The sequence below is a fragment of the Parafrankia sp. EUN1f genome (assembly GCF_000177675.1).
Lineage (GTDB): Bacteria > Actinomycetota > Actinomycetes > Frankiales > Frankiaceae > Parafrankia.
Genome location: NZ_ADGX01000032.1, coordinates 1 through 12,912 on the forward strand (window position 1 = coordinate 1; position 12,912 = coordinate 12,912).

At 72.0% G+C, this 12,912-nt stretch carries 12 protein-coding genes and 1 other RNA gene; 7 read left to right on the forward strand and 6 right to left on the reverse strand.

Annotated features, from left to right (window positions below):
- Positions 1-128: 128 nt before the first annotated feature.
- The 4 genes from FREUN1FDRAFT_RS12160 to rnpB form a co-directional block, all read right to left on the reverse strand.
- The gene (locus FREUN1FDRAFT_RS12160) at positions 129-1,259 is read right to left on the reverse strand and encodes a hypothetical protein (RefSeq protein WP_006540341.1); all 1,131 of its coding nucleotides are present in this window, start codon (positions 1,257-1,259) and stop codon (positions 129-131) included.
- A complete protein-coding gene (locus FREUN1FDRAFT_RS12165; protein WP_006540342.1) occupies positions 1,256-1,915 on the reverse strand; it encodes a SigE family RNA polymerase sigma factor in 660 nt (219 codons plus the stop codon). Before FREUN1FDRAFT_RS12165 ends, FREUN1FDRAFT_RS12160 begins: the two co-directional genes overlap by 4 nt.
- A gap of 102 nt (positions 1,916-2,017) precedes the next feature.
- On the reverse strand, positions 2,018-3,115 hold the full coding sequence (locus FREUN1FDRAFT_RS40635; protein ID WP_063745297.1) for a toll/interleukin-1 receptor domain-containing protein: 1,098 nt from the start codon (positions 3,113-3,115) through the stop codon (positions 2,018-2,020).
- 94 nt (positions 3,116-3,209) lie between these two features.
- An RNA gene (gene rnpB, locus FREUN1FDRAFT_RS39715) (RNase P RNA component class A) lies at positions 3,210-3,622 on the reverse strand.
- A gap of 118 nt (positions 3,623-3,740) precedes the next feature.
- On the opposite strand from rnpB, the gene FREUN1FDRAFT_RS42980 reads away from it, so the two are divergent.
- Positions 3,741-4,229 (forward strand): lipopolysaccharide assembly protein LapA domain-containing protein, encoded by a 489-nt coding sequence (locus tag FREUN1FDRAFT_RS42980; RefSeq protein ID WP_006540344.1) that lies wholly within the window; start codon positions 3,741-3,743, stop codon positions 4,227-4,229.
- Positions 4,230-4,627: 398 nt separating this feature from the next.
- On the opposite strand, the gene FREUN1FDRAFT_RS12180 is transcribed toward FREUN1FDRAFT_RS42980, so the two are convergent.
- Together FREUN1FDRAFT_RS12180 and FREUN1FDRAFT_RS12185 are read right to left on the reverse strand one after the other, a co-directional pair.
- Positions 4,628-5,275 (reverse strand): MBL fold metallo-hydrolase, encoded by a 648-nt coding sequence (locus tag FREUN1FDRAFT_RS12180; protein ID WP_006540345.1) that lies wholly within the window; start codon positions 5,273-5,275, stop codon positions 4,628-4,630.
- Between the two features lie 192 nt (positions 5,276-5,467).
- Positions 5,468-6,568: an S-(hydroxymethyl)mycothiol dehydrogenase gene (locus FREUN1FDRAFT_RS12185; RefSeq protein ID WP_006540346.1), complete on the reverse strand. Its 1,101-nt coding sequence runs from the start codon at positions 6,566-6,568 to the stop codon at positions 5,468-5,470.
- 517 nt (positions 6,569-7,085) lie between these two features.
- On the opposite strand from FREUN1FDRAFT_RS12185, the gene FREUN1FDRAFT_RS12190 reads away from it, so the two are divergent.
- From FREUN1FDRAFT_RS12190 to FREUN1FDRAFT_RS12215, 6 genes are all read left to right on the forward strand, one after another.
- Entirely contained in the window at positions 7,086-8,072 is a 987-nt protein-coding gene (locus FREUN1FDRAFT_RS12190) for a ParA family protein (protein WP_006540347.1), read from the forward strand.
- Between the two features lie 234 nt (positions 8,073-8,306).
- Positions 8,307-8,996, forward strand: a complete 690-nt coding sequence (locus tag FREUN1FDRAFT_RS12195) for a hypothetical protein (protein ID WP_006540348.1) — start codon at positions 8,307-8,309, stop codon at positions 8,994-8,996.
- Positions 8,993-10,141 carry a ScpA family protein gene (locus FREUN1FDRAFT_RS12200; RefSeq protein ID WP_063745299.1) on the forward strand — a complete coding sequence of 383 codons (1,149 nt, stop codon included), beginning with the start codon at positions 8,993-8,995 and terminating at the stop codon, positions 10,139-10,141. The genes FREUN1FDRAFT_RS12195 and FREUN1FDRAFT_RS12200 overlap by 4 nt, the downstream gene beginning before the upstream one ends.
- The gene (scpB, locus tag FREUN1FDRAFT_RS12205) at positions 10,138-10,749 is read left to right on the forward strand and encodes an SMC-Scp complex subunit ScpB (protein WP_006540350.1); all 612 of its coding nucleotides are present in this window, start codon (positions 10,138-10,140) and stop codon (positions 10,747-10,749) included. The genes FREUN1FDRAFT_RS12200 and scpB overlap by 4 nt, the downstream gene beginning before the upstream one ends.
- Positions 10,746-11,672, forward strand: coding sequence for a pseudouridine synthase (locus FREUN1FDRAFT_RS12210; RefSeq protein ID WP_006540351.1), 927 nt, complete (start codon positions 10,746-10,748; stop codon positions 11,670-11,672). Before scpB ends, FREUN1FDRAFT_RS12210 begins: the two co-directional genes overlap by 4 nt.
- Positions 11,669-12,838: a prephenate dehydrogenase gene (locus FREUN1FDRAFT_RS12215; RefSeq protein ID WP_006540352.1), complete on the forward strand. Its 1,170-nt coding sequence runs from the start codon at positions 11,669-11,671 to the stop codon at positions 12,836-12,838. The genes FREUN1FDRAFT_RS12210 and FREUN1FDRAFT_RS12215 overlap by 4 nt, the downstream gene beginning before the upstream one ends.
- The last annotated feature ends 74 nt before the right edge of the window (positions 12,839-12,912 follow it).

A 12,912-nucleotide genomic window follows, 5' to 3' on the forward strand; every position in this document is an offset into this window, starting at 1 on the left:
GAGATCCCCGGTGGGTCGCCAGGCGGTGGGTGGGCACGGACCGCCAGGCCAGTATCGGTGGCCCTGCAGCCGTCGCTTCCCGGACCCGCAACCAGATCGCGGCGATTGTGTGAAGGCTCCTCCGTGACCTAGCTGGCGGTGGGTGTCCGGCGAGCCGTAGGTATGCCCGTGTTCGTCATCGGAGCGGACGTCAGGGGCGAGGGACGGATGGTCTTGGCGGCCTCCGGCCCGTTGCACGCCGGGTACTGGGCGCACATGGCGGCCGTGGTCTGGGCGACGAGTGTCCCGGCGGAGTCGTAGGCGTACAAGGTCAGCGGCATCTGGTTCACTGCGTGGTACTGGGCGACATCCGGGGTCGTGACCTGGATGTGGGTGATGAACGCGCCGGTCGAGGGCTCGAAGGGGACGATCACGGCCTCCCCGGTCGGGAGCGCTGCGACGAGCAGGGCGACCTCCGGGGCAACCTGCCCGACGGCCCACCGTCGCGCGTTCCACTCGCCCAGCCTGCCGGACCCGTCCTCACCGGAGCTGAACACCTCGACGGGGTTCGCCGGCGGCCGGCTTAGGTCGTGCTGGCCGGGTGACCACAGAAGAGGGCCGTTCAGGCCGGCGAAGTCGGGGGCGACGTCGTTCTCCGCCCCGGTCTCGGTGTAGGCGCGGCACATCCCGCCGCCACCGGCGTCAACGATCAGGACCTGCAGGCCCCACCGGCCGGCGACGGCCACCATCTGGCGCGGCGCGTTCGGCGGCAGCTGGGCTTCGTACGGCGTGGCGCAGTGGGAGTCGATGATGCCCCGCTGGGTGTCGGTGAGGGTCAGCAGCCGCGGGGTGTCCACGTAGCGCAGCTGGACCGGCGGCCCGCCCGCGGCGGCAGGTACCTCGGTGGGCGCGCCGGCCGGCGCGGCGGGATGGACCGGCGGCGAAGTGCGGACCGGCGTCGAGGAACGGCCCGGCGGCAGGAAACGGCCCGGCGGCGAGGTGCGGACGACTCCGGGGGACCCGTCCGCGGGCCGGATCCTCGTCCGGCCCTCCGGGTGGCCACCGGTGAGGACACCCACCCCGACCAGGACGGCCGCGAGGACCGCGGCGCCGGCCGGGACGGCGACGGTGAGGCGACGGCGCCGCCGCCGGGCGGCAGGCCCTGCGGCCACCGCGGCCGGCACCAGCCCGGCGGGCAGGCGGACCTCCAGCTGGTCGGCCGCCGTGTGCAGCCAGCCGGCGACCGCGTCGTCGGACCTGGGTGGCGAGGTCTCGTTCATGGAAGCTCCTCCCGCCCGATGACGGGGCGTGCGACCCGGGACGGGTTCGGCGGGCCGGCGCGGCCAGCGAGGCCGGCGGGGTTGGCGAGGCCGGTGGGGCTGGGGCCGGGGCCAGAGGCAGAGTCAGCGTCAGGGCCGGAGCCTGGGGCGGGGCCGAGGCCGGTGACCGCAGGATGGGCGCGCAGTTTGGCGAGGCCTTTCGCGGCCTGGCTTTTCACCGTTCCCGTCGAGCAGCGCAGCAGCGCGGCGACCTCCGCCTCGGGCCGGTCCTCGCAGTAGCGCAGCACGACGACGGCACGCTGCCGCGGCGGCAGCGCGGCAAGCGCCGCGGCCAGCCCCACCCGGTCCTCCACGGCGGCGAGCTGCGACGACGGCTCCGCCCGCTCCGGTGGGACGTCGACGAGAACCTGGCGGACCCGCCGATGGCGAAACCGGCGGGCGTTCGCGTTGACCATCACCCGGCGGGCGTAGGCGTCGGGCCGGTCATGGCCACGGACCCGCGGCCAGACGACGAACATGCGCACCAGCGTCGTCTGCGTCAGATCCTCCGCCTCCCCGGCGTCACCGGTCAGCAGATAGGCGAACCGCAGCAGCCCGGCGGCCCGCGGCGCGAAATACGCCGTGAACCCGCCGCTGTCGCCCCCGTCTGTATCCAACCCGACCTCCTTGCCCTACAGAGGCCGGCGGGCTGTCTCCGGGTTGCCCGGCTTTCCGAATTCGTCCGAAGCGGCGCGGTGGGGCTGAGTCGGGCGGGAGGATCAGGCGACCGGGATGTTGCTGATGACCAGCGGGTAGTCGCTGCGGTGGAAGTCGGTGATGGTGAGGGTGAGGGAGGTGACGGCGGGGCTGGTGTCATAGACGACCAGCTCGAACCGAACCGTCTGGCCGAGGGTGGGCGTGTTCTCCCACTCGCCCGGCGGATCGGGTGAGGTACCGGTCGGGGCCGTCAGCTTGTGGCCGTTCTGGTCCCGCAGTTCCCACCCCATCGAGGTGTGCGAGTTCGCTTCCGCGCGCAGGACGGTGCCCCGCACCGAGATCGCCGGAACGGGCGGATCCCACCAGCGCGGAAACGGCGCCGCGGTCGTTCGGCTCACCCCGGTGACCTCGTAGGTGTAGCCGATGGCCTGCACGGTCCACGGCCCGGGACCGTCGGCGTTCACGATGGTCGGGCCCGGCGTCGGCGTCGCGACGGTGGGCGAGGCGGACGACCTCAGCCCGGCCCGTGCGTGGTCAATGCCGCGCCGGACCGCCGGCGCGGCATTGACCACGACGACGACCAGGATCGCGACCGTGACGATCGCGACGGCCGCAGACCAGATCTGGCGTGCCGCACGGCGGGCCTGCACGCGGCGCTCGGGCGGGAACAGCGGACGCGGCCCGGCGGCGATGACCACGGGGAACCGCGGCTGTGCGGGTGGCTTGCCCCGCTCCCCGAGTGCGGCGGCGATAATCCGGCGCTGCGACTCCTCCTTGCTCACCCCGAACAGGTCGACGGAGATCACGGTGGAAAGCAGCCCCGGCCGCCTGCAGTCCTCGACCCGGAAGACCAACAGGCCCCGGCGACGTCCCAACGGGTCGCGCTGCCAGGCGGTGCGCATCTCCGCCGTCGCGAAGGACGACTTCATATAACGGGCCGAGAGGATCACGACCGTGCGTGCGGCCTGTTGGAGGCCCTCGTCCATTTTCTGGATGAAGTTGTTGCCTGGCTGGAAGTCCCATTTCTGGATGACGACGCTGTAGTTCGCCTCCTCCAGAACCCAGGCGACCCACTCGGCCCAGTCCTCGTCGGCACCGGTGTAGGAGATGAAGAAGTCCGGGCTCGCGCCGGCTCTCTCCGCGGTGTCCGAGTGGGTCATGCCGGCAGTATTGCAGTCCTGTCTGACAGCGGAGCGCGTGTGCATGCGCGCAGCGTGGGCGGCTGAACCCCGCTGCAGGTCAGTGGACGCGGGGCGGACGAGTTGGCCTGTACGCCGGGTTCTGTGCCGGGTCGCCTCACGGCTTGCCGGTGACGGTCATCCATCTAGGACCGCCGTTGCCGGCGGCCTCCAGCGGCCTACCCGCAGGCTCGGGCGGGCAGCCCTCGAACGCCTGCGCAGCCCTGACCGAACCGGCCGGGGCCTCTTGGCCTTGCTCCAGGTGGGGTTTACCTAGCCGCCCGGGTCACCCCGGGCGCTGGTGCGCTCTTACCGCACCGTTTCACCCTTACCGGCTCCGTGCGGTGCCGGCGGTCTGTTTTCTGTGGCACTGTCCCGCGGGTCACCCCGGGTGGGCGTTACCCACCACCTCGCCCTGTGGAGCCCGGACGTTCCTCGGCGGCACCGGGGTCGGTGCCCCGCTGCCGACGCGACCGCCCGGCCAACTCGTCCGCGGGGCTCAGCATATGGCACCGGCCGTCCTACACTGCGTCCACGGGTATCAGTGCCCGGAATGACGAACTCCTGCCGGCCTGGGCTGGTTGGACGCATCCGCAGGGGGCGGGCGATGACGGCACCACAACAGCCGGGTGGCGGCCTGGACAAGTCGCTGACGGCGGCTCCGAGGCAGCTCCCGCCAGCGACCGGGGCCCTGCCGGCCCAGCCGCAGCCCGGCGCGTCGGGTCCCGCCGGCACACCGGGCGCTCCGGGTGCGTCGGGCACGCCGGGCACGCCGGGTGCGCCGCCGGCACCGGGTGCGCCGGGTACCGGGCCTGGCGGGGGTGCGCGGTCGGCCCGGCGTGGGGTCGCCTACTCGACCTATGCGATCACGGTGCTGGTGCTGCTGATCGCGATCGCGGTGATCCTGTTCGTGGTGAAGAACGACCAGCAGATGAGCATCTGGATCTTCGGCTCCACGCAGGTCATGTCCGTCGCCGGCGCGCTGGCCGCGGCCGCGGCGGCGGGGCTGGTGGTGGGACTGCTGATCGGGGTGATCCCGCAGATCAGGCTGCGCCGTCAGCTACGTCAGCTGCGCCGGGACAACCGCACCAGCTGACCGGCGACACTGCCGCGTGTTCCCGTGGCGGCGCCGATGGCTCCGCCACGGGGATCGGCGCGGGTTGTCTCGCGAGATCCCGCCTCGGTGCGGTCGGCCCTGCGCTGCCGTTCGAAGAACGAAGGATTTTGGTTGTTCTGGCGACCAAAATCCTTCACTCTTGTCAGGTGGCAATGCCGGTCGCGGCCATCGGGGCCCGGATCCGCCGCTCCTCGGGATTTTGCGACAACCTCAGCCCCGACACGCAGCGAGCATCAGAAATCCCCGGCGCCAGTCCGTGACCGGCGCACCGGCCACCGGTGCTCCGTTGAATTGAATTCGAAGGATTCAGTGATCCTTTTCCGTCTCGCGGTTGTCGAGCGCTGTAGCCACAGATCGGAGTCGACGACGGAAAAGGTTCAGTGGCCGCGGCGTACCCAGTCGTCGTAGTCGACGGCTTCCTCGCCGATCGTCGTGTCATCGCCGTGGCCGGTGTGCACGATGGTTTCGGAGGGAAGGGTGAGCAGCTTTCCGCGGATGGAGGAGAGAATCGTCGGGAAGTCGGAGAACGACCGCCCGGTCGCGCCCGGTCCGCCGCGGAACAACGTGTCGCCGCTGAACAGCACCGGGTCGCCGCCCAGCTCACCGAACAGGCAGATCCCGCCGGGGGAGTGACCGGGAGTGTGCAGCACGCGCAGCGTGCCGCCCGCGATCGGGATGGCCTGGCCGTCCCGCAGCGACTGGTCGGCCGGGCGCTCCGGGTAGATCTGGCTCCACAGCTCCGTGTCGTCCGGATGCAGGGCGATCGGCGCGCGCACCCGGTCCGACAGCTCCGCGGCCGCGTTGATGTGGTCGTTGTGACCGTGCGTCGCGACGATCAGCGACACCTTGCGCCCGTCGACAGCCGCCTCGATGACGGCCGGGTCGTGCGCCGCGTCAATGATGATCACGGTGCGGTCGTCGCCGACGAGCCACACGTTGTTGTCGACGGTGAACGACTGCCCGTCGAGGGTGAAATCCCCTCGGGTGATGACTCTGTCGACGCGCTGGACGCCGTTGACCGTCACGTTGACTCCTCTCGGCGCCGGCCCCCGTCCGGTACCGGCAGACCCCGACCGACCGTACCCGTCCGATCGTCGGCGCGACGTCCCGCCGGCCGGCCACACCCGTCCGGCTTCACCGGAACCGGGCATGACGCCCAAGGTCGGACGGGGCGCAAGTCACGGGTCGCAGGCGGGGCGGGCCGCCGGCGGGGCGGGTCAGATCAGGACGACGCTGCGCAGTACCTCGCCGCGGTGCATGCGCTCGAACGCGGCCTCCACATCGCCGATGCCGATGGTCTCGGTGATGAACGCGGACAGGTCGAGCCGGCCGCGGCGGTGCATGTCGATGATGATGGGGAAGTCCCGTGTCGGCAGGCAGTCCCCGTACCAGGACGAGGACAGCGACCCGCCGCGGCTGAACACCTCGATGAGTGGCAGCTCGAGGGTCATCGACGGGTCCGGCACACCGACGAGCACGAGGCGGCCGGCGAGGTCGCGGGAGAAGAAGGCCTGCCGGTACGTCTCGGGGCGTCCGACCGCCTCGATGACGACGTCCGCCCCGTTGCCGTCGGTCAGCGCGCGCACGGCCTCGACCGGGTCCTGTGCGCTGGAGTTCACGACGTCGGTGGCACCGAACTTCCGGGCCCATTCCAGCTTGCGGTCGCTCAGATCGATCGCGATGATCCGGCGGGCGCCCGCCACCGAGGCGCCGGCGATGGCCGCGTTGCCGACCCCGCCGCACCCGAACACGGCGACGGTCTCGCCGCGGCCGACCCGCCCGGTGTTCACCGCGGCGCCGAAGCCGGCCATCACACCGCAGCCGATCAGGCCCGCGGCCTGCGGCGGGACGGCCGGGTCGACCTTGACGCACTGCCCGGCCGCCACCAGCGTCAGCGGGGCGAAGGCGCCGATGCCCAGGGCCGGCGTGAGCGGCGTGCCGTCCTGCAGGGTCATCGGGTTGACCGCGTTGCGGGAGTCGAAGCAGTACCAGGGCGCGCCGCGCAGACAGGACCGGCAGACCCCGCAGGGGGCCCGCCAGGCGAGCACGACGTAGTCACCGGGTGCGACCGAGGTGACGCCTTCGCCGACGGCCTCGACCGTCCCGGCGGCCTCGTGCCCGAGCAGGAACGGATAGTCGTCGTTGATCGCGCCTTCCCGGTAGTGCAGGTCGGTGTGACACACGCCGCAGGCCTGTACCCGCACCCGGGCCTCGCCGGGCCCGGGAGCCGGCACGACGATCTTCGTCAGGCCTACCGGCTCACCCTTTCCTCCGGCGACGACCGCCTCAACCGTCACTGCCTGTGGGCCCTCGGCCATGGCACTCCCTTTCCGTCCGCGCCGGTGATTCCGCCGCACCGATGCGGCGGCGCAGGCATCAGCCGGCGAACTCAGCCAACACCCGACCGTCGCCGTACCGCAATGTGCGCCAACGTGGAAGCCCGTGGACACGACCGAGTGGAGACGGCGGGTGAAGCGGCGACTAAATCACCGCGAAACGCGCCGGGTGGGCACCGAAGTTCGAGTCATGCATGCGAGATTGAGCGCGACACGCCGACTGGCGGGCCCCGAGACGGCCGATACCGGGTCCGGGTCGGTACGCTCCAACCGGTCCGTTTCTGCTCGTCACAGGAGGAGATCTCCGCCGAAGACGCAGTAACAGGCGACACACAGCAAGCCCGGAAGCAGTGACAGCCCCGAAGCAGTGACGAACCGCCCCGAACGAGTGACACCCCGAACCTAGTTACACCCCGAACCTAGTGACGCCCCGATGCAGTGACCCACCCGAACGAGTGGCGCAGGGACTGTCCGAGCTGTCGTGAGGAGCAGGTACTTCGTGGTCCGTTCCGACTCCGCGGTCACCGGTCCGCCGGGCCGCCGCTACTACGGCGAGGTGACGGTCGGCGAACCTCGCCTGTCCGAGGACGGCCGCCTGGAGGTTGGCGAGGATATCGCCGACGACGGTACCGGCAAGCCGGGCCCCACCGGGCGCCCCATGCCCGTCTTCCCGGTGCCGGACGCACTGACCTCGCATGGCCCCGCATGGGTCGTCGCGATGTGTAACCAGAAGGGCGGCGTGGGCAAGACCACCAGCACGATCAATCTCGGCGCGGCGCTGGCCGAGTACGGCCGGCGGGTCCTGCTGGTCGACTTCGACCCTCAGGGCGCGCTCTCGGTGGGCCTGGGCATCAACCCGATGCAGTTCGAGGTCACGGTGCACGACCTCCTGCTGGGTGGCGACGTCGACATCCAGGACACGATCGTCGAGACCCAGGTGGAGAACCTCGATCTGCTGCCCAGCAACATCGACCTGTCGGCCGCCGAGGTGCTGCTGGTCACCGAGGTCGGCCGGGAGCACAGCCTGGCCCGCACCCTCGCCCCGATCATGGATGTGTACGACGTCATCCTGATCGACTGCCAGCCCTCGCTGGGCCTGCTCACCGTGAACGCGCTCACCGCCGCCGACGCCGTCATCGTCCCGCTGGAGTGTGAGTACTTCGCGCTCCGCGGCGTGGCGCTGCTTCTGCAGACCATCGACAAGGTGCGGGAGCGCCTCAACTCGCGGCTTGAGCTCGCCGGGATTCTGGCGACCATGTACGACGCCCGAACGCTGCACGCCCGGGAGGTCCTGGCCCGGGTTGTGGAGCGCTTTCCCGACGAGGTCTTTCACACCGTGATCAACCGTACGGTGCGTTTTCCGGAGACGACCGTTGCGGGTGAGCCAATCACCACCTATGCCCCCACATCGGTCGGCGCGGCCGGATACCGTCGACTGGCCCGAGAACTGATGGCCCGCTACGCGACGCCGCCAGCCGTCGGGTGATCCGATCGGTCGGTGACCGGCCCGCTGGGCCGGGCGCCGTACCGCAGGACCGGCTGCCGCGTCACCTGGGCCGGCTGTTCGGGCCGCTGCCCGGGTGGCCGGCCCAGGTGATGTCGCCGTCGGTCGGGTCGGGTGGTGAGCGGGCCGGGTGGTAGGCGGCGCGGTCGCGGGGAGACGGGGCCCGGTCGGCGGGTCCTGCGACAGGGACAACCGATCGGGGACGGAAGAAACGCTGTGCTGTTTCAGCTCGCCGAGCCAGCGGCGCTGCTCGGGATCCTGCTTGCCTTCGTCATCGGCGTCTTCGTGCACGACGCCGCGCAGATCTTCGCCGCCCGCCTCGCCCGGGACCCGATGCCCGCGCGGTCGGGGCGGCTGACCGCACGGCTGGGAACCCAGCGGGTCAGCCCGTTCAGCTGGGTCGGTGTGCTGCTCGGCGGCGCCGGTTGGACCGAACCGATCCGGATGAACGACGTCTGGCGCCGGCGCCGGTTCCATGTGACCGCCGCGCTGCTCGCCGGCCCGCTCGCCTACGCGCTGCTGGCCCTCGCGGCGCTGGGCGGCACCCGTGGGCTCACCGAGCTTGTGCTGATGGTCCAGGGTGACCGGGTGGCCGAGATCTTCGGCGCCAGCTTCGCAATCGAGCTGCTGATGTGGATGGCGTACACGTTCGCCTCGATGTGCATCCTCAGCCTGGTCCCCGTCCCGCCGGCCGACGGGGGGCGCATCCTGTTCCTGCTCGGGCCGCAGACCGAGGGCTGGCGCAAGGCGCATTACCAGCTCACCGAGCGCAACATCGGCGTGGCGCTGCTGCTCGCGGTGGTCCTCCTGCCGGTGCTCTTCGCGGGCTTCCCGTCCGTGCTCGGCCAGCTCACCCTGCCGCTGCTGCGCGGCCTGGGCTCGCTGATCGGGCTCGATCTGCTCTGAGCGAGGACGAGAGCTCCGCGGACCGGGCTGAGGCGACGGCAACGGCCGCAGGCACGGCGCCACCAAAGACCACGGCGCCACCAAAGACCACGGCGCCACCAAAGACCACGGCGCGACCAACGACTGCGGCGACCGGGGCAGCGGACGTCTCCGCGGCCTCGGCGGCCAGCGCGCGAGGGGGCCGCACCGAGCCGTTCGTGGTCGAGCTGGACAACTTCTCGGGACCGTTCGACCTGTTGCTCTCGCTCATCGCCAAGCACCGGATGGACGTCACCGAGGTGGCGCTGTCGAAGGTGACCGACGAGTTCGTCGCGCACATCCGGCGCCTCGGCGACCGGTTCGACCTGGGGCAGGCCACCGAGTTCCTGGTGATCGCCGCGACCCTGCTCGACCTGAAGGCCGCCCGCCTGCTTCCCGGCGCGATCTCCGACGACGAGGCCGAGGACCTCGCCCTGCTGGAGGCGCGCGACCTGCTGTTCGCGCGGCTGCTGCAGTACAAGGCCTACAAGGAGGCGGCCTCGATCTTCAGCGCGATGATGGCGCTGGAGGCCAGGTTCGTCGCCCGGGCGGTGCCGCTGGAGCCGAGGTACGCCGCCGCGCTGCCCGAGGTCCAGATCAGCATCGGCCCCACCGAGCTCGCGGCGCTCGCCGCCCGGCTGCGGGAGCCGCCACTTCCGCCGCAGGTGGCTACCGACCACGTGCACCTGCCCAGGGTCAGCGTCCGCGAGCACATGATCGCCGTCATCGGGATGCTGCGTGAACTCGGTGTGGCCTCCTTCGGCGTGCTCTGCGTCGGGCTGCTGGAGACGATCGAGGTCGTCGCGCGTTTCCTGGCGCTGCTGGAGCTGTTCCGTGAGGGACGCATCACCTTCGAGCAGGAACGGCCGCTGGGTGAGCTCATCGTCCGCTGGGTGGCCCGTACCGAGGATGAGGACCGTCCTGTCGGAGCCTCGCTCTACCCTGGCGAGGCAGGGCAGGACGGGCCCGCCTTCGATCCGGGCCTGCCGGATCTGACGGCCGCGGCGCCAGCCGGAGCCGGCTCCGCGGCCGGCGACGACGGCGGAGACTGGGGCGGTGACGACGACCTGGCCGGCCGTCGGAGCAGGCCGAGGAGGCCTCGAGGAGCGAGGAGAACCACGGAGTGAGCGGCGATCCCACCCCCGCGGGGGAGGCGGGGGCAACAGGCGCGACAGCGGTCGACGAGGCGAGCCGCCCCTCGGACATCGCGCTGGTGGAGGCGGTCCTGACGGTGGCGGAACGGCCGGTGGGCGTCGCCGAGTTCGCCACCGCACTCGACATCCCCGCCCGCCGGGTCGAGCAGCTGCTCGTCGAGCTGGCCGAGGCATACGCGCGGGAGGAGCGCGGCTTCCGGCTGCGCCATGTCGGCAAGGGGTGGCGGCTGTACACCGCGGACGAGTGCGCGCCGTGGGTGGAGCGTTTCGTGCTCGCGGGGCAGTCGGCGCGCCTGTCGCAGGCCGCGCTGGAGACGCTCGCGATCGTCGCCTACCAGCAGCCGGTCAGCCGCGGGCGGATCTCGGCGGTGCGCGGCGTCTCGGCCGACGGGGTCATCCGCACCCTCACCGCGCGCAACCTGGTCGAGGAATGTGGCCATGACCACGAGTCGGGGGCCATCCTCTACCGGACCACCGACTACTTCCTGGAGCGGATGGGCCTGCGCGACCTTGACGAGCTGCCCCCGCTCGCACCCCTGCTGCCCGGCGTCGCGGATATCGATGACATCGTGGCGTCATGAACGGCACCGTCTCCGACCCGAACGACCCGAACGACACCTCCGACCTCGCTGGTTCCAGCCTCCCTGGTTCCGACCTCGCTGGCTCCGACCTCCTCGCCGGCTCGGCCCGCGCCACGGCCTCCTCCCGTGCGGGCTCCTCCCGTGCGGGCTCCGCCTCCGGTGGCTCCGGCCGGCCGGGCCAGAAGGGGGGGCCGGAGGCCGAGGGCATCCGGCTGCAGAAGGTGCTGGCCGCGGCCGGCATCGGGTCCCGCCGAGCCAGCGAGGAGCTGATCGACGCCGGGCGGGTCCGGGTCGACGGTGAGGTCGTGCGCGAGCAGGGCCGCCGGGTCGACCCGGAGCGGGCGGTCATCGAGGTCGACGGCGAGCGTGTCGTCACCCGGACGGGGCTGGTGCACCTGGCGCTGCACAAGCCCCGCGGCGTGCTGTCGACGATGGCCGACGACCGTGGCCGGCCGACGATCGCCGACCTGCTCACCGAGTTCGGGACCAGGCTGTTCCACGTCGGCCGGCTGGACGCCGACAGCGAGGGCCTGCTGCTGGTGACCAACGACGGTGACCTCGCGCACCGTCTGATGCACCCCTCCTACGGTGTGCAGAAGACCTATCTGGTTGAGATCACCGGCCCCGTCCGCAAGGACCTGCCCCGCCGGCTGCGCTCGGGGGTGGAGCTGGAGGACGGCCCGGTGAAGGTCGACTCCGCCAGGATCATCGACATGGCCGCGTCCCGGGTGATGATGGAGATCGTCCTGCACGAGGGTCGCAACCACGTCGTGCGCCGGGTGATGGAGAGCGTGGGCCATCCGGTGCACCGACTCGTCCGCGTCTCGTTCGGCCCGGTCGCGCTGGGTACCCTGCGGGCCGGCCGGGCGCGGCACCTCACCCGGCACGAGGTCGGTGCCCTCTACAAGGCAGCCGGGCTGTGACGTCCAACAGGTTCGCCGCGCCGTATGTGCGGCCCGGGGTCGACACGGCGGCGGCCGATCCCCCGGCCTGGGACGACCGGAACCTGCCCGAGCTGCGGCGGGTGGCCGTCGTCGGCTCCGGGCTGATCGGTACGAGCATCGGGCTGGCACTGTCCGCGCACGGGATCGAGGTGTTCCTGCGGGACACCGACGAGGCGCAGGTCAAGCTGGCCGAGGCGATGGGCGCCGGCCGGCCGTGGCAGGGGGAGCGGGTCGACCACGCGGTGATCGCGACCCCGCTGCCGACCGTCGCCGCCCAGCTGCGGGAGCTGCAGCGGGGCGGCCTGGCCGCCACCGTCAGCGACGCCGGCAGTGTGAAGGCACGTCCGCTGGTGGAAGCCGTCCAGCTCGGCTGTGATCTCGGCAGCTGGTGCCCGGCGCACCCGATCGCCGGGCGGGAGCGGCACGGTGCCGTGTCGGCCCGTGCGGACCTGTTCGCCGAGCGGGTCTGGGCGATCTGCCCGGTCCCGCACACCGGTGCCGACGCCGTCGCCGCGACCGCGGCGCTGGCCCTCACCTGCGGCGCCATCCCGGTGCGGACGACGCCAGAGCGCCACGACGCGACGATGGCGGTGCTCTCCCATGTGCCGCAGCTCGTGGCCAGCGTCCTCGCCGGGAGCCTGCTCGGGCTGGACTCCCACGACCTGCCGTTCGTCGGCCAGGGCTTCCGGGACACCACTCGTCTCGCCGACAGCGACGCGGCCCTGTGGGCGTCGATCATCGACGGCAACCGTGGCCCGATCGCGGAGCGGGTGCGCCTGCTCGGGCGGGAGTTCACCCACCTCGCCGACGTGCTCGCCGAAGGCACCCGGGAGGAGGTCGTCGCCGCCGTCTCGGGGGCGATGGGCCGCGGCCACCGGGGCCGGGCGCTGCTGCCCCGCAAGGCCGGCGCGAAGGCACTCCCGTGGGGGTGGGTCGGCGTCGTTCTCGACGACCGGCCAGGCCAGCTGGCGGCCCTGTTCGCCGTCATCGGCGAGTGGGAGGTCAACATCGAGGATGTCGGGCCGTTCGAACACAGCCTCGACGCTCCGGCCGGGATCGTGGAGATCGCCGTCGACCCGGCGGGCGCCGATGGCCTGGTCGAGCGGCTGACCGAGGCCGGATGGACGGCATACCGGCGCTCCTGACGGAGCAGCGAGTAGCCTGATCCGGGTCGGCCGCCCGGCAGGTGCCCGCAGGGACCAACGGCCCATGCCCCGGG

What these genes read in the sequence shown, in the direction of transcription:
- FREUN1FDRAFT_RS12210 (WP_006540351.1), top strand. Translation starts at nt 10,746, where the DNA reads ATGAACGGCACCGTCTCCGACCCGAACGACCCGAACGACACCTCCGAC.
- FREUN1FDRAFT_RS12185 (WP_006540346.1), bottom strand. Translation starts at nt 6,568, where the DNA reads ATGGCCGAGGGCCCACAGGCAGTGACGGTTGAGGCGGTCGTCGCCGGA.
- FREUN1FDRAFT_RS42980 (WP_006540344.1), top strand. Translation starts at nt 3,741, where the DNA reads ATGACGGCACCACAACAGCCGGGTGGCGGCCTGGACAAGTCGCTGACG.
- FREUN1FDRAFT_RS40635 (WP_063745297.1), bottom strand. Translation starts at nt 3,115, where the DNA reads ATGACCCACTCGGACACCGCGGAGAGAGCCGGCGCGAGCCCGGACTTC.
- FREUN1FDRAFT_RS12160 (WP_006540341.1), bottom strand. Translation starts at nt 1,259, where the DNA reads ATGAACGAGACCTCGCCACCCAGGTCCGACGACGCGGTCGCCGGCTGG.